The 16947-nt window shown below is 42.1% G+C and carries 17 protein-coding genes and 2 other annotated features; of the genes, 14 read left to right on the top strand and 3 right to left on the bottom strand.

Features of this window, described 5'->3' with window-relative positions:
* The first annotated feature begins 116 nt into the window (after window positions 1–116).
* The 4 genes from ACFX4H_RS07900 to ACFX4H_RS07885 all read left to right on the top strand — a co-directional run bounded on the left by ACFX4H_RS07900 (window position 117) and on the right by ACFX4H_RS07885 (window position 4293).
* Window positions 117–1475, top strand: coding sequence for a dihydrolipoamide acetyltransferase family protein (locus ACFX4H_RS07900; protein ID WP_249597856.1), 1359 nt, complete (start codon window positions 117–119; stop codon window positions 1473–1475).
* Between the two features lie 3 nt (window positions 1476–1478).
* The gene (gene lpdA, locus ACFX4H_RS07895; protein ID WP_053534295.1) at window positions 1479–2891 is read left to right on the top strand and encodes a dihydrolipoyl dehydrogenase; all 1413 of its coding nucleotides are present in this window, start codon (window positions 1479–1481) and stop codon (window positions 2889–2891) included.
* A gap of 272 nt (window positions 2892–3163) precedes the next feature.
* A complete protein-coding gene (locus tag ACFX4H_RS07890; RefSeq protein ID WP_377434869.1) occupies window positions 3164–3421 on the top strand; it encodes a hypothetical protein in 258 nt (85 codons plus the stop codon).
* A 44-nt stretch (window positions 3422–3465) separates the two neighbouring features.
* A complete protein-coding gene (locus ACFX4H_RS07885) occupies window positions 3466–4293 on the top strand; it encodes a polysaccharide deacetylase family protein (protein WP_034314052.1) in 828 nt (275 codons plus the stop codon).
* Window positions 4294–4319: 26 nt separating this feature from the next.
* Here the strand turns inward: ACFX4H_RS07885 and ACFX4H_RS07880 are convergent, their stop codons facing one another.
* A complete protein-coding gene (locus ACFX4H_RS07880) occupies window positions 4320–4754 on the bottom strand; it encodes a DUF1885 family protein (RefSeq protein ID WP_095389975.1) in 435 nt (144 codons plus the stop codon).
* A 589-nt stretch (window positions 4755–5343) separates the two neighbouring features.
* Here ACFX4H_RS07880 and ACFX4H_RS07875 point away from each other — a divergent pair.
* Window positions 5344–5469, top strand: a complete 126-nt coding sequence (locus tag ACFX4H_RS07875; protein WP_081108747.1) for a GapA-binding peptide SR1P — start codon at window positions 5344–5346, stop codon at window positions 5467–5469.
* A 142-nt stretch (window positions 5470–5611) separates the two neighbouring features.
* Here ACFX4H_RS07875 and ACFX4H_RS07870 read toward each other — a convergent pair whose 3' ends face one another.
* Entirely contained in the window at window positions 5612–7069 is a 1458-nt protein-coding gene (locus tag ACFX4H_RS07870) for an aminotransferase class I/II-fold pyridoxal phosphate-dependent enzyme (RefSeq protein ID WP_063576939.1), read from the bottom strand.
* Between the two features lie 411 nt (window positions 7070–7480).
* Here ACFX4H_RS07870 and ACFX4H_RS07865 point away from each other — a divergent pair, with 411 nt between their 5' ends.
* From ACFX4H_RS07865 to trpA, 9 genes are all read left to right on the top strand, one after another.
* Window positions 7481–8440, top strand: coding sequence for an NAD(P)H-dependent flavin oxidoreductase (locus ACFX4H_RS07865; protein ID WP_063591715.1), 960 nt, complete (start codon window positions 7481–7483; stop codon window positions 8438–8440).
* Window positions 8441–8497: 57 nt separating this feature from the next.
* A complete protein-coding gene (locus ACFX4H_RS07860; RefSeq protein WP_048687073.1) occupies window positions 8498–8773 on the top strand; it encodes a UPF0223 family protein in 276 nt (91 codons plus the stop codon).
* Window positions 8774–8842: 69 nt separating this feature from the next.
* Window positions 8843–9073, top strand: a binding site (T-box leader).
* A gap of 35 nt (window positions 9074–9108) precedes the next feature.
* Window positions 9109–9344: a binding site (T-box leader), on the top strand.
* A 163-nt stretch (window positions 9345–9507) separates the two neighbouring features.
* Entirely contained in the window at window positions 9508–10902 is a 1395-nt protein-coding gene (gene trpE / locus ACFX4H_RS07855; protein WP_241637080.1) for an anthranilate synthase component I, read from the top strand.
* Complete coding sequence (locus ACFX4H_RS07850; RefSeq protein ID WP_241637079.1) at window positions 10899–11504, top strand: anthranilate synthase component II; 606 nt, start codon at window positions 10899–10901, stop codon at window positions 11502–11504. The genes trpE and ACFX4H_RS07850 overlap by 4 nt, the downstream gene beginning before the upstream one ends.
* Before the next feature lie 27 nt (window positions 11505–11531).
* Complete coding sequence (gene trpD / locus ACFX4H_RS07845) at window positions 11532–12554, top strand: anthranilate phosphoribosyltransferase (protein ID WP_034314032.1); 1023 nt, start codon at window positions 11532–11534, stop codon at window positions 12552–12554.
* Window positions 12554–13330, top strand: a complete 777-nt coding sequence (gene trpC, locus ACFX4H_RS07840) for an indole-3-glycerol phosphate synthase TrpC (RefSeq protein WP_034314029.1) — start codon at window positions 12554–12556, stop codon at window positions 13328–13330. Before trpD ends, trpC begins: the two co-directional genes overlap by 1 nt.
* Window positions 13331–13340: 10 nt before the next feature.
* Window positions 13341–13955 (top strand): phosphoribosylanthranilate isomerase, encoded by a 615-nt coding sequence (locus tag ACFX4H_RS07835; protein WP_034314026.1) that lies wholly within the window; start codon window positions 13341–13343, stop codon window positions 13953–13955.
* Window positions 13956–13959: 4 nt separating this feature from the next.
* Window positions 13960–15165, top strand: a complete 1206-nt coding sequence (trpB, locus tag ACFX4H_RS07830) for a tryptophan synthase subunit beta (protein WP_249597853.1) — start codon at window positions 13960–13962, stop codon at window positions 15163–15165.
* Window positions 15158–15937 carry a tryptophan synthase subunit alpha gene (gene trpA, locus ACFX4H_RS07825; RefSeq protein ID WP_377434867.1) on the top strand — a complete coding sequence of 260 codons (780 nt, stop codon included), beginning with the start codon at window positions 15158–15160 and terminating at the stop codon, window positions 15935–15937. Before trpB ends, trpA begins: the two co-directional genes overlap by 8 nt.
* Before the next feature lie 314 nt (window positions 15938–16251).
* Here the strand turns inward: trpA and ACFX4H_RS07820 are convergent, their stop codons facing one another.
* On the bottom strand, window positions 16252–16872 hold the full coding sequence (locus tag ACFX4H_RS07820) for a YktB family protein (RefSeq protein WP_096338294.1): 621 nt from the start codon (window positions 16870–16872) through the stop codon (window positions 16252–16254).
* Between the last annotated feature and the right edge of the window lie 75 nt (window positions 16873–16947).

Raw genomic sequence — 16947 nt, 5'->3', positions numbered from 1 at the left:
CTTAAGTAATGGAATGAATGTCCTGCTCGGGAAAGTGATTTTGCATTAACGGTAATGCAAGATAAAGGACTTTATTCAAAGCACTAAGTATGATTTAATATAGGAGGTTGAACTCAGTGGCATTCCAATTTAGACTCCCTGATATCGGAGAAGGTATACACGAAGGTGAAATAGTGAAATGGTTTGTAAAACCAGGAGATAAGATACAAGAAGATGACGTGCTTTGCGAGGTTCAAAACGATAAGGCCGTTGTTGAAATACCATCACCGGTGGAAGGTACCGTTGAAGAAATCCTTGTTCAAGAAGGAACGGTTGCCGTTGTTGGCGATGTACTTGTAACATTCGATGCTCCAGGTTATGAAAATCTTCAGTTTAAAGGGGATCATGGAGAAGAAGCGAAGGCAGAAGGCGAGAAGAATACGGAGGCCCAGGTTCAAGCAACTGCTGAAGCTGGACAGGAAGTCAAGAAAGAGACTGCTCCGGTTCAAGAAAATAGCGGAGTAACGGGCGCAGGAGCACAACCACAGGTTGAGGCAGATCCTTCACGCCGTATTATCGCCATGCCTTCTGTCAGGAAATATGCACGCGAACAAGGGGTAAATATTCGTGAGATCACTGGTTCTGGGGATAACGGCCGCATCATGAAGGAAGACATTGATGCTTTCAAAAACGGCAAAACCGCTCCACAGCAACCAGCAGCTCAAAGTGAAGCTTCACAACAAAATGATACGGAAACAACCGAAAAACAAAAAGTTTCAATTCCAGAAGGGCAATATCCTGAAACTCGTGAGAAAATGAGCGGTATGAGAAAAGCAATCGCAAAAGCAATGGTTAAGTCCAAGCAGACGGCTCCGCATGTTACATTAATGGATGAAGTCGATGTGACGCTATTGGTTGCTCACCGTAAGAAATTCAAGGAAATTGCTGCACAAAAAGGAATCAAGCTTACATTCCTACCTTATGTTGTTAAAGCGTTAACAAGTGCATTGCGTGAATTCCCTATGCTTAACACATCATTTGATGATGAAGCTAGTGAGATTATCCATAAACACTATTACAATATCGGAATTGCGGCAGACACAGACAAAGGACTGCTCGTTCCAGTTGTAAAAGATGCAGATCGTAAATCAACTTTCGCTATTTCACAAGAAATTAACGAATTAGCGACGAAAGCCCGTGACGGCAAATTGGCTCCTAACGAAATGAAAGGTGCTTCTTGCTCCATTACGAATATCGGTTCCGCAGGCGGTCAATGGTTCACACCTGTTATCAATCATCCAGAAGTTGCCATTCTAGGGATTGGACGCATTGCCGAAAAAGCAATTGTACGCGACGGGGAAATTATCGCCGCTCCAGTTCTGGCATTATCACTGAGCTTTGATCACCGCATGATTGATGGAGCAACAGCTCAACATGCATTGAATCATATCAAAAAGTTATTGAACGACCCAGAATTATTGTTAATGGAGGCGTAAACAATGGTAGTAGGAGATTTTCCAATCGAAACAGATACTTTAGTAATCGGTTCAGGCCCAGGGGGATATGTTGCCGCAATTCGCGCAGCACAGCTTGGACAGAAAGTAACGGTCGTTGAAAAAGGAACAATCGGCGGAGTTTGTTTGAATGTAGGCTGTATTCCATCGAAAGCTTTAATTTCGGCTGGACACCGTTTCCATGAAGCTCAGCATTCAGAAGATATGGGTATCTTTGCAGAAAAAGTTACTGTTGATTTTTCTAAAGTACAAGCTTGGAAAGGTACTGTTGTAAAAAAATTAACTGGCGGTGTAAGCAGCCTGTTAAAAGGCAATAATGTTGATGTTGTAACTGGCGAAGCTTATTTCGTTGATGAAAACAGCATCCGTGTTATGAATGATGACTCAGCCCAAACATATACATTTAAAAACGCAATCATCGCTACTGGTTCATCGCCAATCGAGATTCCGTCATTTAAATATACGAAACGCGTACTTAATTCAACTGGCGCTCTTGCTTTGGAAGAAGTTCCAAGTTCGATCGTGGTAATCGGCGGAGGTTACATCGGAACTGAGCTTGGCGGAGCATTCGCTAGCTTTGGCACTAAAGTGACGATCCTTGAAGGTACAGAAGAAATCCTTTCTGCAGGCTTTGAAAAACAAATGGCAGCACTTGTTAAGCGTAACCTTAAAAACAAAGGTGCTGAAATTGTTACTAAAGCAAATGCTAAAGGCGTGGAAGAAACTGATACAGGTGTAACCGTTACTTATGAAGTAAAAGGCGAAGAGAAAAAAGTTGAAGCCGATTACGTTTTAGTAACAGTTGGACGTCGTCCAAACACTGCTGAAATCGGCCTGGAACAAGTCGGAATCAAAATGACTGACCGCGGTTTGATCGAAACGGATAAACAATGCCGTACTAGCGTGAAAAACATCTACGCAATCGGTGATATCGTTTCTGGACCTCAGTTAGCTCATAAAGCTTCTTATGAAGGTAAAATTGCAGCTGAAGCCATTGCTGGACATTCATCTGAAATCGACTATCTTGCTATTCCGGCTGTTGTATTCTCTGAACCGGAACTTGCTTCTGTCGGTTATAATGAAAAAGAAGCGAAGGAAGCTGGAATCGAAGCGCTTGCTTCTAAATTCCCATTCGCTGCAAATGGACGTGCTCTTTCCTTAAATAATACGGACGGATTTGTGAAGCTTATCACTCGCAAAGAAGACGGATTGGTTATTGGAGCACAAATTGCAGGACCAAACGCTTCTGATATGATTGCAGAACTAGGTTTGGCTATCGAAGCAGGTATGACTGCCGAAGATATTGCGATGACAATCCATGCACATCCAACTTTAGGGGAAATCACAATGGAAGCTGCTGAAGTTGCCCTTGGAACTCCTATCCACATCATTAAGTAATTGAGATATATAAAAGCGTACTGCTAAATGCAGTACGCTTTTTTTATTGGCCGAATTAAAAAAATGAAGGATGACTCCCCATTCATGAATTTCTTCTTACTAGTTAAATGAAATGGACAAAAAGGGCATAAGCTATAAAAAGGACTTCTTACTTTTTTCCTTGAAAGGGTTTGAAAAAGGCCATAAAGGATAAAAAATAAGATGAGCGATTTGTTAAAGAATATTTTTTGCCAATAAAAAGATAATGGCTGATATATTCATATTAAAATGGGGTGGATCACTTGAAAAATTATCTGGTAATCCTCTTTCAACTAATCGTTTGGAGCGGGTATACATTAGTTGAATGGCTGTCTGTTAACGATCGATTCGTTTTCAAAGTATTCATGTTTCTGGTCTTTTCTTATCTAGCCATTTACATTGGTAAAATGATTTTAAAATCCAATAGACGAACCATGTTTGTTACCGTGATAAGTCTATTATGTTACGGGATTTTGCAAATCCTTTTGGAAACACTGGTACCCGTATATTGATTTTTTACGTAAGCTTCGATGACATATAAAACCACGGAGGTATCATGTTTAACAAAGTAGTGGCATTATTTACATTAGTATCATTTTTATTGATGGCTTGTAATGATCCGAGTTCCGATCAAACTGAAAATGAGAGTGAAAAAAGTGTCGAAACGACGACAACGGTACAAGATGAAAGTCAGCAAGAGAAAGATTTGGAAACAGAAACGTCACAAACGATTGACGAAGGGAATGTAAAGGCAGAATATCGGGTGGATAAAGAGAATTGGTCATTTAAACCGATTGGGGATGCAAATCCGAAAGTTGTGCTGTTGACATTTGATGATGCACCTGATAAATATTCCCTGGCAATCGCCCAAACCCTGAAGCGACTTGAAGTACCTGCGATATTTTTCGTGAACGGTCACTTTCTTGAAAATGATGAAAATAAAGCGATGCTGAAAGAAATTCATGAAATGGGTTTTTCCATAGGAAATCATACGTATTCCCATGTGAACTTAAAAGAGTTGAACGAAAAGGAACAAGAGCGGGAAATCGTAAAATTGAACAATTTGGTTGAGGGAATAATAGGGGTACGCCCCAAGTACTTCAGGGCGCCATTTGGTTCGAATACCGAGCATTCAAAAAAAGTCGCTGAGAAAGAAAAAATGTTGGTCATGAATTGGACTTACGGCTATGACTGGGAAAAAGAGTATCAGGATAAAAAGGCTTTAACGGAAATCATGTTGAACAGCCCTTATCTGGGAAATGGGGCGAACTTACTGATGCATGACCGGAAATGGACGAGTGAAGCGATAGAGGATATCGTGAAAGGTTTTCAAAAGAAAGGCTATGAATTCCTTGATCCGAAATTAATTGAAACGCCTGCATGAGCCAATTTCGGCATTCGCAGGTTTTTTTATTTCCTTGGATAATAATACATCACCCGTTTATTGAAGAGATGCAGCTGCGCCCGTAATTTCTTTGCAAGGAATTTGCACAATTCATTAGCTTTTCCCTTATCACCGAAAGTTGCTGTTTCAGGGAGGGTGAATTGGATATAGGATTGTATCCGATCTGATCCATCTTCATCCTTTACTACTTCTTGGTCAACTCCTATCAATATCATGTGATATCGATCTTCTTTGGCTTGGAGATATATGGCCTTATCCTTCATTCTTTCCGGTACTTTCATTTCATAAGGAAATGCTTTCTTATCATAGTCCCAATCCAATTGCTTTCCGGTTTTCGCTGTGATCATTTGATAATAGTTCAGCAATTCTTTCACGTCTTCGATGGTTACAGTTCCTTTCACGGACTCAGGAACGAGTTTGATATAGGCATTTTCAGACATGTGGATCCCCCTTCAATCGATAAGATGTAAGAATATTTTAACATTTTATGGATGTATTATATACCTATCTATATGTAAATGAAAAGGCGAAATTCCTTTTTTACCTTGCCATGCCAAAGCAAGGAGTGTGATGCACTGAGTCCAGGGCCCTTTGTTTATAAATAAATTCCCGTGTTTTAAAAAAGGCTGTTTTCGCATACTTTGTTGCTATTTACCAAGTAGTGGGTGTGGTTGAATTCCCCTCCAGATGCTCGCTTTCCGCGGGGCGGGCGGTGAGCCTCCTCGGCGTAAACGCCTGTGGGGTCTCACCTGTCCCGCTGCTCCCGCAGGAGTCTCGCACTTCCGCTCCAATCAACCTTAAATAGTTTCGTTTTAAAAACAACAATCTTTATGAAAAGAGCCTAAAAAAAAGAATCAGTCTAACGAACGATTGGAATCCATTTCTTTCAACATGATCGTTCATTAAGTGGGAAAAAGTATATATGTTATACTTTTTAGCTTGAAATAATAAATGTGTTATATTATAATTCATTTAAAGCGGTTACATTATATCAATAATGCATACAATATAGGGGAAGGGGTTGTAAAAATGGGAACTATCGTATGTCAAACTTGCAATAGCACGATTGAACATTTTGAAGATGAGAAAGTAAGTGTATTATACACACACAATCACAACTGCCAATGCTGTGATACAGCTGCCTCTGAAAAATAAATGGAAAAAAGATTTCAAGATTAATAGAATGTAAGGGTGTTTCAGGGTTGTAACCTGGAGCACCCTTTTTATAGAAGCCAGTGCTTAATAATAAAAGGTTAAAAAAACCAGAGCAGTACTCTGCTCTGGTTTGATGGGATAATCAATTTTTTATGATGCGTAAATGTTTTATTTCTGGGTCCTCAGGGCCTTGAACCGGAAGTCCAGCCTCGATGTTTTTCCGGATGTAATTGATATTATCTTCTGTAATCAATTCTCCTGGAATGAAGATCGGAATTCCAGGCGGGTAAACCATGATGAATTCAGCGCTTATTTTGCCGACAGATTCCTCAATGGGAACCACTTCGGTTTCTGCATAAAATGCCTCCCTGGGTGATAAAGCCAGCGGTGGTGTATCAGGAAGCAGGACTTCGATCTTTTCATGTTCAGCCGCCATTTCCTTAAACTCATCCGCTAAGTCTCTAAGGGCAGCGATCAGCAGGTCCGCTTCTGTTTTTGTGTCTCCAGGTGTTATCAGGCAAAGGATATTGTACAAGTCGGAAAGTTCCACTTCGATATTATGCTTTTCACGAAGCCATTTCTCAACGTCGTATCCGGTAATATTCAATTCCTTGATGGAGATGATCAATTTTGTCGGATCATAACTAAAGGCTGCCTCGCTCTCGAGAATTTCGCTGCCGACACAGTAAAGATAAGGTATCTCATTAACGGCCTCACGGATATACCCTGCAAGATTGATCGCTTCATCGATCATTTCCCTGCCTACTGTCGCAAGTTGTCTTCTAGCCGTATCCAGGGAAGCCAGAAGGATATAGGAGGTTGAGGTGGTTGTGAGCATGCTCAATATGGCTTGAACACGATTTGCGGAAACCAATCCAGTCTTAACATTCAATATGGAACTCCCCGTTAGTGAACCGCCCAGTTTATGAACACTAGTAGCAGCCATATCCGCTCCAGCCTGCATGGCTGACATCGGCAAGTCTTCATGGAAGTGTATATGGACACCATGTGCTTCATCTACGAGTACTGGGATTTGGTGGGAATGGGCAACTTCCACTATTTTTTGCAAATCAGCCGAAATGCCGAAATAGGTGGGATTGATGACAAGCAATCCTTTTGCATCGCTATGTTCCCTTAAAGTTTTTTCAACGGCATCAACGGTGATTCCGTGAGAAATGCCCAAATCTTTGTCTATTTCAGGATTGATGAAAATGGGAACAGCTCCGGAAAATACAATGGCAGACATTACGGATTTATGTACATTCCTTGGGACGATGATTTTGTCCCCAGGTCCGCAGACTGTCATGACCATCGTCATGATTGCTCCACTTGTTCCTTGAACGGAAAAGAATGTGTGATCTGCCCCAAAAGCTTCGGCGGCAAGATCCTGAGCTTGTTTGATGATCCCCTTTGGCTGATGGAGATCATCGAGTGGGGCGATATTGATTAAATCTATCGATAATGCATTTTCTCCAATGAAATTACGGAAATCAGCGTCCATTCCTTTTCCTTTTTTATGACCTGGAATATGAAATTGAACGGGATTTCTTTTTGCATGCTGCAATAAGGCAGTGTATAAGGGTGTTTCATTCTGTGACAATTCTTTGTGGCCCCTTTTCAGTAAAATAGGTACGAAATATGGGAGGTTTTACTCCCTTTCTATTAATGATCGTATGTTTCTCCGATTCCATTCGTATGGTTAGTAAGCTTGTGGATAGACATAAAACATATGAATTATAGCACGTCTTATAATAAATGCCTAGAGTGATTTAATGTCCTGACTTAAACAATTTATATATGTCTTTGTCTTTAAGGAGACCAATAAAATTATCAGCAGTTTATAACTATCCATTTTCCTAGTATTAACTTGATTTACTCAAGAATTCTTCTTTTTTTATATTGTATGTGTGAGTTAAAAATTGAACGGGTAAACAATATTTGCCATAATGAAGCTAATGATTTGGATTCAGCTAAATAAACAACCCAGCAAATGAAAAGGGAGATGAGGAGTTTGAAGTGGGAAACGCGTGTGACCGATTTGTTAGGTATTCAATACCCAATTGTACAGGGGGGATTGGCCCATTTAGCATATGCCGACCTAGCTGCGGCAGTGTCGAATGCAGGCGGGCTAGGGCAGGTGACGGCCATGTCCTTGGACACCCCGGAGCAGCTGATAGAAGAAATAAGAAAAACAAAATCATTGACGGATAAACCGTTTGGTGTGAACTTTGCGATCGGCCAGCATGGGAGGCCTTATGAACACATGCTTGAAGCAGCCTTGAAAGAGGGAATTGCAGCTGTTTCCGTAACCGGCGGCAACCCTGGCCCTTTTCTTGATTACGTTAAAGGCACTCAAGTGAAAAAACTGGTGCTTGTTGCTGCAAGAAGGCAGGCAATGAAGGCTGAACAGCTTGGTGCAGATGCAGTGATGGTAGTTGGTCAGGAGGGCGGAGGACATTTAGGGCGTGATGATATTGGAACCTCCGTGTTAATTCCTCAAGTTGTGGACTCCGTTAAAATTCCAGTCATCGCGTCTGGTGGTTTTGGCGATGGACGCGGTTTGATGGCAGCGTTGGCGCTTGGTGCCGAAGGAATCGAGATGGGAACACGTTTCATAGCTGTCAAGGAGTGTGTTCATGCACATGAATTATATAAAAATGCCTTGGTTTCCGGCACGGAAAATGATACCGTTATCATCAAGCGGTCCATTGGTGCACCAGCCAGGGTAATTGCAAACAGCTGGACCGATAAGATTCTTGATATTGAAAAAGAAAACGGCGGATATGAACAATTGAAGGAATACATAAGTGGAAAAGCGAATCAGCGTTATATTCATGACGGAGTCGAAGGTGAAGGCTTTGCCTGGGCTGGACAAGTGATGGGGCTGATTCATGATGTACCATCGACTGCTGAACTATTCAGTCGGATTATCGACCAGGCGGAAGCAATTCGGTCAAAATGGGCAGACTGATGATGCATGGTCCGCCGGACAACATGAAAAACTATCTAGAAGGAGCGTGTTTAGGATATGGATTATCAATATCCAATGGATCTTGATTGGTCTACTGACGAAATCGTAGATGTGATTAAATTCTTTGAAGCAGTAGAAAAGGCTTATGAAAATAAGATACAAAAGGAAGAATTCATGAAAGCTTACCGAAGATTCAAGGAAATAGTCCCCGGTAAGGCGGATGAAAAAAAGTATACGGATGAGTTCGAGTCAGTCAGCACCTATTCAGCCTATCTTGTCATTAAGAAGGCAAAAGGAATCGATGACGGGGAATGGATAAAAATGAAACATTAAAAATATAATTTTTCGAAAACTCCATTGACTTACTGAAAAGATTGTTTTAACATAATAATCAAGAAAAAGATAAAGGCAGTGACGAAGAAGAGTACCTTAATGATGTTCTGCAGAGAGCCAGTGGTTGCTGAAAACTGGTGAACGAAATTAAGCGAATGGACTTCCGAGCCCCAAACCGAAACGGATGAACGGAGTAGGCTTTGGCGATTATCTCATCGTTAATGGAGATAGGCATGTTAATGCCGTAAAGTGAGCTAATTTAGCTAATTAAGGTGGTACCACGGGTTCCTCGTCCTTTGGATGAGGGCCCTTTTTGCGTTTTTTTGAAAATGATAATTAAATCTATGAATGAGAGTAGTAATCTTTTTAGATGCGTCACAGAGAGCCGGAATAGGTGGAAACCGGTACGATATAAGAAGATGAATGGACTTATGAGTGGTTTCTTGAAAATAAGTAGGGAAACTCGGCTGCCACCGTTAAAGGGTAATCGCAAGAATTCAATTCTTGCTTGAGAGGGAAAAATGATGCATTTTTCCAACTTGAGGTGGCACCGCGGTATACCGTCCTCTGCAGACACATATTTGTGTTTGCAGGGGATTTTTTTATTGGAATTTCAATATATTTACCTTTTAAAGAAAAATATCCAGAGGAAATGAAGACCTGGTCATTTGGCCAAAAGGGTTTTCCCTCCGGGGGAATATAAGAGCTCATAAGAATCGGGAGGGAATCAAGAGATGAATAATTTGGATGAAAAAAAAATACTCCGTTTCAAAATGGATACAATTGAAGGGGATATCCATACACCCATTGCCATATTTCAGAAATTAGATGGTGACCAGAAGTTTTTATTGGAAAGTTCGAATTCGCATCATGACAACGGCCGCTACTCATATCTAGGTTCAAAACCTTATTTGGAGGTGACATCGCTTGCTGACCGAGTAAATGTGAAAGACATTGAAACAGGTGATCAAATCGTTAAGGACATCAATATCATCGAGTTTCTAAAAAAAGAATTATTAGTGGAAATAGAAGAGGTTCCCACACATCTTCCGCCATTTAACGGTGGCGCAATCGGATATATGGGCTATGATATCATTCGTCTTTATGAAAATATTGGTCCGGTTCCTCCTGATTCATTGCAAATGCCTGATGCTCACTTTCTTTTTTATAAAGAACTGTATATATTCGATCATGTTCTGCAGAAGATCCATCTTTTGACTGCTGAAGAGGATAGTGAAAAAAGTTTATTGGGAATGAAGGATAAAATAAATCAGGCAAGCAAGCCGTCAAAGGAAATATCGTCGGAATATTTGGAATTCAAATCGAATTTCAGTCAGGATGAATTCGAGAAAATGGTCCTTGAAGCTAAATCGGCTATCATAGCTGGTGAAGTGTTCCAAGTCGTTTTATCACAAAGGTTTAAAGCGGACTTTGATGGGGAGCCTTTCGATGCTTATCGTCGTTTGCGATTAGCCAACCCCTCTCCTTATATGTTTTATATTGAATTTGGTGACTATACAATCATTGGGTCTTCTCCAGAAAGCTTAATCAGTGTTTCATCAGGAACGGTTCATGTTAATCCCATTGCCGGCACAAGGCCTAGAGGGAAAACGGATGAAGAAGATAAGGGCTTCGAAAAAAGCCTGCTGATGGATGAGAAGGAACTTGCCGAGCATAAGATGCTTGTTGATTTAGGTAGAAATGATCTTGGCAGGGTTTGCGAAATCGGTTCAATCCACCTTACCGAGGAAATGGAAATTCAAAGATATCAGCATGTCATGCATATTGCTTCGAAGGTTAGCGGAAAGCTTAGGGAAGGGTACACGAGTTTAGATGCACTGACGGTCTGCCTTCCTGCCGGAACAGTTTCAGGTGCTCCTAAAATCAGGGCAATGGAGCTGATCAATGAACTGGAAAATTGTAAACGGGGGATGTATTCGGGCTCGATAGGCTACATAGGTTTTGGAGGGGATCTTGATATGGCTTTAGCCATTCGGACGATGATCATTAAAGATGGTAAGGCCTATGTACAGGCAGGGGCAGGAATCGTATATGATTCAGATCCAAAGACGGAATATGAAGAAACACAAAATAAAGCACGCGCTTTAATGGAGGTTCACACTAGATGATTTTATTAATTGATAATTATGACTCGTTTACTTACAACCTTTATCAATATTTAGGTGAAGTGGAAAAAGAAATCGTAGTAAAAAGGAATGACGAAATCACCCTTGCGGAAATTGAGGAACTGAATCCAATGGCAATCGTCATTTCCCCGGGACCGGGCAGGCCCGAAGATGCTGGAATCAGTATGGAGATCATCCGCAATTTTCATGAGAAGGTTCCGCTATTAGGCATTTGTTTGGGGCACCAGGCCATTGGGGCGGTTTTTGGAGCGAATGTTGTTGGGGCGAAACAAATCATGCATGGGAAAACATCGGTAATCGAACACGATGGAACAGGTGTTTTTGCCAAACAGGACTTACAATTCCCGGTAATGCGCTACCATTCCCTTGTGGTTGAAAGGGCGAGTTTGCCAGAAGAACTGACTGTGACGGCAGTGGCACTGGATGATGGGGAAATCATGGCCCTTAAACATCAGGAATTCCCTCTCTACGGTTTACAGTTCCACCCTGAATCAATAGGGACGAAAATCGGCAAGGAATTATTACATCGATTTTATGAGATTGCCGGTACCTTTCAATCAGAGAAGGAACAATCCATTCTATAAAACAAAAAACGACTGGGGGAGTTAGCGGTGAAGGAGTATTTAGCGAAGTTAGCAGAGCGTCAAACATTGACGGAAGAAGAGATGAGCAGAGCAGCCCAATCGTTATTTTCTAAAGATATCTCCGAAAGCGAGATGGCAGCATTCATCATTGCCTTAAAAGCCAAAGGGGAAACGGCAGGTGAAATAGCAAGCCTTGTCAGAGTCATGAGAAAAGAAGCAAGAAGTGTACAAACAAGCTCCCTTAATGTAATGGATAATTGCGGAACGGGAGGAGATGGGTCACAAAGCTTCAATATAAGCACAGCATCGGCCTTCGTGCTTGCTGGGGCCGGTGTCAAGGTTGCCAAACATGGAAATCGCAGCATTTCAAGCAAAACGGGAAGTGCGGATGTCTTGGAAGCATTAGGCGTTAATTTGTACTTGGAGCCTGACATGTTAAAGGAACTGTTGGAGGAAAATGGGATCACATTCTTATTTGCCCCATCTGTTCACCCTAATATTGCAAGGATAATGAAAGTGAGAAAAGAACTGAAAATCCCGACGATATTTAATCTTATCGGTCCTCTGACAAATCCAGTCCAACTCGACACGCAATTAATGGGAATCAATCGACGCGATATGCTCGAGCTTTTTGCGGAAGTCCTGCATAAATTGGGCAGGAAACGCGCAGTCGTGATAAATGGTGCCGGGTTCATGGATGAAGCGAGCCTGCAGGGTGAAAACTCACTCGTCCTTTTGGAGCAAGGTGATATTATCCGATTTACGCTTCATCCTGAAGAAGTGGATCTGCCTGTTTACGGAAATGATGCCATCCGTGGCGGTGACGCCAAACAAAATGCCGATATCATGCTTAGGCTTCTCAAAGGGGAAAAAGGTGCATATCGTGATACCGTTTTATTGAATGCCGGATTGGGATTATACGCACATGGTACGGCAGCAACGATCAAAAAAGGAATCTCCATGGCCAAAGAAAGCATTGATAGCGGATCGGCTCTTGCAAAGTTAGAAAATCTGATTGCTTATGGCAATAGAAATAAGGTGGTCATGTAATGGAAAATATCTTAACGAAAATCATCGAACAGAAAAAGGTGGAAGTCGCAAAATTAAAAGAAAGGGCCTTAGATGATTCGGTCATGATCAACATAGTCAGACCATCTTTGGTGGAAAATTTGAAAACGGCTAAATCGATGGCGGTCATCGCGGAAATAAAACGGGCTTCCCCTTCAAAGGGGGACATTAAAATCAATGTAAATCCGATCGAGCAGGCCCTTTCATATGAAAGTGGCGGAGCTGCAGCGATATCCGTATTGACGGATGAGGTTTTCTTTAAAGGATCCATTGCAGATTTGAGAAACGTAAGCGAGGCTATACAAATTCCCAGGTTGTGCAAAGATTTCATCATCGATGAAATCCAAATCGATCGGGCCCATAGAGCAGGTGCGACTATCATTCTATTGATTGTGGCAGCACTTTCTAAAGAACGCCTTCATGAATTATATCAATATGCAAAAAAGAAAGGGCTTGAAGTATTAACGGAAGTCCATGATGAAGCCGAACTGGAACGTGCTCTAGAGCTGAATGCAGAGCTCATAGGGATTAACAATCGGAATTTAAAGACCTTCAAAGTGGATTTGGCTGTAACGGAACGACTGGCGAAGTTACTTGATCCCAAACGCCATATCATTATCAGTGAAAGTGGGATTAAAACAAAAGAAGACGTGATGCGTGTGAAGGATGCTGGCGCAAAAGCGGTTTTGGTCGGGGAGACACTCATGACTGCATCAAATCTTCCGCACAAGATGGCCGAACTGCAAATGAGTATATAAGGAGATTAATATGTTAGTGAAAATCTGTGGGATAAAGACTTTGGCAGCTGCTCAGACTGCTGTTAGTTCCGGGGCAGACTTCATTGGTTTCATTTTTGCCGAGAGCAGCAGGAAGGTTGAGCCGGAGATAGTAGGAGATTTCGGAGCGAATCTAGCTGGTCATGTTAAAAAGGTCGGAGTGTTTGCCAATCAAACTGAACAAGAAGTGATAAAAAGTGCTGAAATTGCGGGATTGGATTATATACAGCTTCATGGTAACGAGTCTGCCAGCTTTGCCCGCAGAATGCCCCTGCCGGTGATCAAGGCCTTTGCCGTCCATTCAGAGAAAGACCTTGAAAACCTGCATGAATACCCAGCGGATTATCTATTGGTCGATCTTCCTAAGAGCGCATCGGGCAAGGGATTGACTTTGGATTGGGACATGATTCGAAAAGCGGAACTGCCACTCGAGAAGGTAATTCTGGCAGGTGGGCTGACTCCGGAAAATGTCGGAAAAGCGATTAATGCCGTTTCACCATTCGCAGTTGACGTAGCAAGCGGTGTTGAAACAAATGGATTAAAAGATGCTGTAAAAATGAAAGCATTTATCAATGAGGCAAAAAATACAGCCGGAAAAGAGGAATGAATAAATGAACACTTATACACAGCCTGATAAAACTGGACATTTTGGAGCATATGGAGGCCGCTTCGTTCCAGAAACTTTAATGGCGGCGATTACGGAGCTTGAAGAAGTATATGAACAATCTAAAAATGATCCAGAATTCCAAAGGCAGCTAAGTTATTACCTGAAACAATATATCGGTCGGGAAACACCTCTTTATTTTGCGGAGAACTTAACGAAACTGGCTGGCGGTGCAGATATTTATCTGAAGCGCGAAGACTTGAATCATACCGGAGCCCACAAAATAAATAATACGATCGGCCAGGCTTTGCTTACTCAGAAAATGGGCAAGAAAAAAGTGATTGCCGAAACGGGTGCAGGACAGCACGGGGTTGCAACGGCGACTGTGTGTGCTTTGCTGAAGTTAGAATGCATCATCTTTATGGGAGAAGAAGATATCAGGAGACAGAAATTGAATGTATTCAGGATGGAGCTTTTGGGAGCCAAAGTCATATCTGTTTCACAAGGAAGCGGGACACTGAAGGATGCAGTAAATGAAGCGTTACGATATTGGGTGGCTAATGTGGATGACACCCATTATATAATGGGATCAGTTCTTGGTCCTCACCCATTCCCCGTTATTGTCCGTGATTTTCAAAGTGTGATAGGGAATGAAACTAAACGTCAATATTCTGAGGCGGTTCATTCCCTACCGGATGCAGTAGTCGCATGCATAGGCGGAGGAAGTAATGCAATGGGGATGTTTTATCCCTTCATTGAGGATGAAACGGTAAAATTATTCGGAGTGGAAGCGGCAGGGCATGGACTTAATACACCGTTACATGCTTCAAGTTTGACGAAAGGGAAACCTGGGGTGCTCCACGGGGCATTCATGTATGTTTTGCAGAACGAGGACGGTCAGATCCAGGAGGCACATTCTATTTCGGCAGGGCTGGATTATCCAGGGGTAGGGCCTGAACATAGTTACTTAAAAGATACGAATCGGGTGGAATATACTTCAGTAACCGATGATGAAGCCTTGGAAGCCCTAGCGATGCTGTCAAGGGAGGAAGGGATCATCCCTGCTTTAGAAAGTTCACATGCCATTTCCTATGGTTTAAAGCTTGCTAAAGAAATGGAGAAAGGAACAGGACTGGTGATTTGCCTGTCCGGCCGTGGTGATAAAGATGTTGAAACGGTCCAATCATTGATGGGGGGTAGTGAACATGAATAAATTAACAAATGCGCTTGAAGAATGCCAAACAAAGCAGGAAAAAGCATTCATACCATATATCATGGCAGGTGATGGAGGTCTTGATCGGTTAAAGAGCCAGCTTCTTTTCCTTGAAAACAGCGGGGCAACTGCCGTTGAACTAGGAATACCTTTCTCTGACCCTGTCGCTGATGGACCCGTTATCCAACAAGCTGGAATCCGTTCTTTGAAAAATGGAACAACTTTAAAAGATGTCCTGAAAAAAGTAATGGAAATCAAAAATGATGTGAACATCCCCATTATTTTAATGGGATATACGAATTCAATCCTGGCATATGGACTTAAAGAGTTTACGACTGACTGTCTTCAAGCAGGAATTTCCGGGTGCATCATCCCCGATTTACCGCTTGAAGAAGAAGCCATCTTTTCATCAATCAAAACTGCAGGGATCGTTCTTATCCGACTTGTGACACTCACGTCTTCGCAAGAGCGTATCACTGAGATAACCGCAGGGGCGGAGGGCTTCATCTACGCAGTTACAGTCAAAGGCATCACAGGTGCCCGTGACGCCTTCGGAGAAGAACTTGGAGGCTATTTAAAGAAGGTGAAAGAGATAAGTCCGGTTCCCGTTCTTGCCGGGTTCGGCATATCGACTCCAGAACATGTCTGTGATGCCATACAATACTGCGATGGAGTCATTGTCGGCAGCAAGATAATCGAATGCTTCGAGACAGGCAAGGAAGACCGAATTAGAGACTTGATTCAAGCAAGCAAAGGCTTAGTGCAAAAATAGGGATGGAGAGACTCCCAGGCTGCCCTTAGTTTATAGGCAAAAGGAGTTCTATCTTAAAACATAGTTGATTGGGGCGGGTGTACGAGACTTTGGCGGAAAAGCGTGTATCAGTGGAGACCCCGCAGGTGCAAAAGCGCCGGATCGCTCGTGGAAAGCGAGTGCCTGGAGGCAACGGTCAACAAATTTTTAAAAACCTAAAAAAACCGTAGACAAACCCAATAGATGATCGAGTTTGTCTACAGTCTGAGGAGAGCTTTAAGGCTCTCCTTTTATATTATCCAGTTTTTGTTGGATCCGAATAGGAATCAATGTGTTTAATTTAATTGGTATAAGGGTAAAAGATGTTCAAACGCATCTTGAATGGTTTCAATGAAATCATCATCTTTTAACTTAATCGCGTCATCACGGGAAATTTTTATACCGCATAGGATTTCGGCTTTCTTTACCGTTTGCAAACGGGTGAACATTGAATTCAAATCATCTACTCCAAGACCATCATGAGGGATGACATCAGGTTTTGTATGGTCCATTGACCAAACATAATGGGAGGGAATGCTATTCACCAATCGGTCTGCCTGCTGCTCCAGATGCTTTCCGATTTCCATTTTATTAGGGGCTTCGTAAATGACGGCATACCAGATGAACATATGCGTTTCCCATAACCCGATTTGGAAATGCGGCATCATTTTATAACCTCTGCTATTGGCAGCAAAAGCAACCCATGTATCATTAGGGGGATTCACTGTCCGTCTAGCATGCTTTGCAACGTGAGGGTGCATTTCATCGCCGGTCATAACTGAGAGCTTTTGAGAAAAGTGCTCTCCTAGGGCTTGTAATTTAGGCTGGATCCGTTCTTTTAAAGCATCCATGCGCGGTTCCAATCCATCAATTTTAAAAACATCAAAATCATCTGCTGTAAAACTTGCTATATTCATTTTCATCTCTCCTACCGTAATATCTGCACATATTGTAGCATAAGTAAAAGTAAAATTTAAAAAATACGATTCGGG

Origin of the sequence: Peribacillus sp. YIM B13477, from assembly GCF_042787955.1 — a bacterium.
Lineage (GTDB): Bacteria > Bacillota > Bacilli > Bacillales > DSM-1321 > Peribacillus > Peribacillus frigoritolerans.
Note: the sequence above shows the minus strand (reverse complement) of the source record. Positions and strands in the feature narration are given on the sequence as shown.

Bases quoted from the DNA above. Each gene is read 5' to 3' on its own strand.
- lpdA (WP_053534295.1), top strand. From the start codon at position 1,479: ATGGTAGTAGGAGATTTTCCAATCGAAACAGATACTTTAGTAATCGGT.
- ACFX4H_RS07885 (WP_034314052.1), top strand. From the start codon at position 3,466: ATGTTTAACAAAGTAGTGGCATTATTTACATTAGTATCATTTTTATTG.
- ACFX4H_RS07880 (WP_095389975.1), bottom strand. From the start codon at position 4,754: ATGTCTGAAAATGCCTATATCAAACTCGTTCCTGAGTCCGTGAAAGGA.
- ACFX4H_RS07875 (WP_081108747.1), top strand. From the start codon at position 5,344: ATGGGAACTATCGTATGTCAAACTTGCAATAGCACGATTGAACATTTT.
- ACFX4H_RS07860 (WP_048687073.1), top strand. From the start codon at position 8,498: ATGGATTATCAATATCCAATGGATCTTGATTGGTCTACTGACGAAATC.
- trpE (WP_241637080.1), top strand. From the start codon at position 9,508: ATGAATAATTTGGATGAAAAAAAAATACTCCGTTTCAAAATGGATACA.
- ACFX4H_RS07850 (WP_241637079.1), top strand. From the start codon at position 10,899: ATGATTTTATTAATTGATAATTATGACTCGTTTACTTACAACCTTTAT.
- trpC (WP_034314029.1), top strand. From the start codon at position 12,554: ATGGAAAATATCTTAACGAAAATCATCGAACAGAAAAAGGTGGAAGTC.
- ACFX4H_RS07835 (WP_034314026.1), top strand. From the start codon at position 13,341: ATGTTAGTGAAAATCTGTGGGATAAAGACTTTGGCAGCTGCTCAGACT.
- trpB (WP_249597853.1), top strand. From the start codon at position 13,960: ATGAACACTTATACACAGCCTGATAAAACTGGACATTTTGGAGCATAT.
- trpA (WP_377434867.1), top strand. From the start codon at position 15,158: ATGAATAAATTAACAAATGCGCTTGAAGAATGCCAAACAAAGCAGGAA.
- ACFX4H_RS07820 (WP_096338294.1), bottom strand. From the start codon at position 16,872: ATGAATATAGCAAGTTTTACAGCAGATGATTTTGATGTTTTTAAAATT.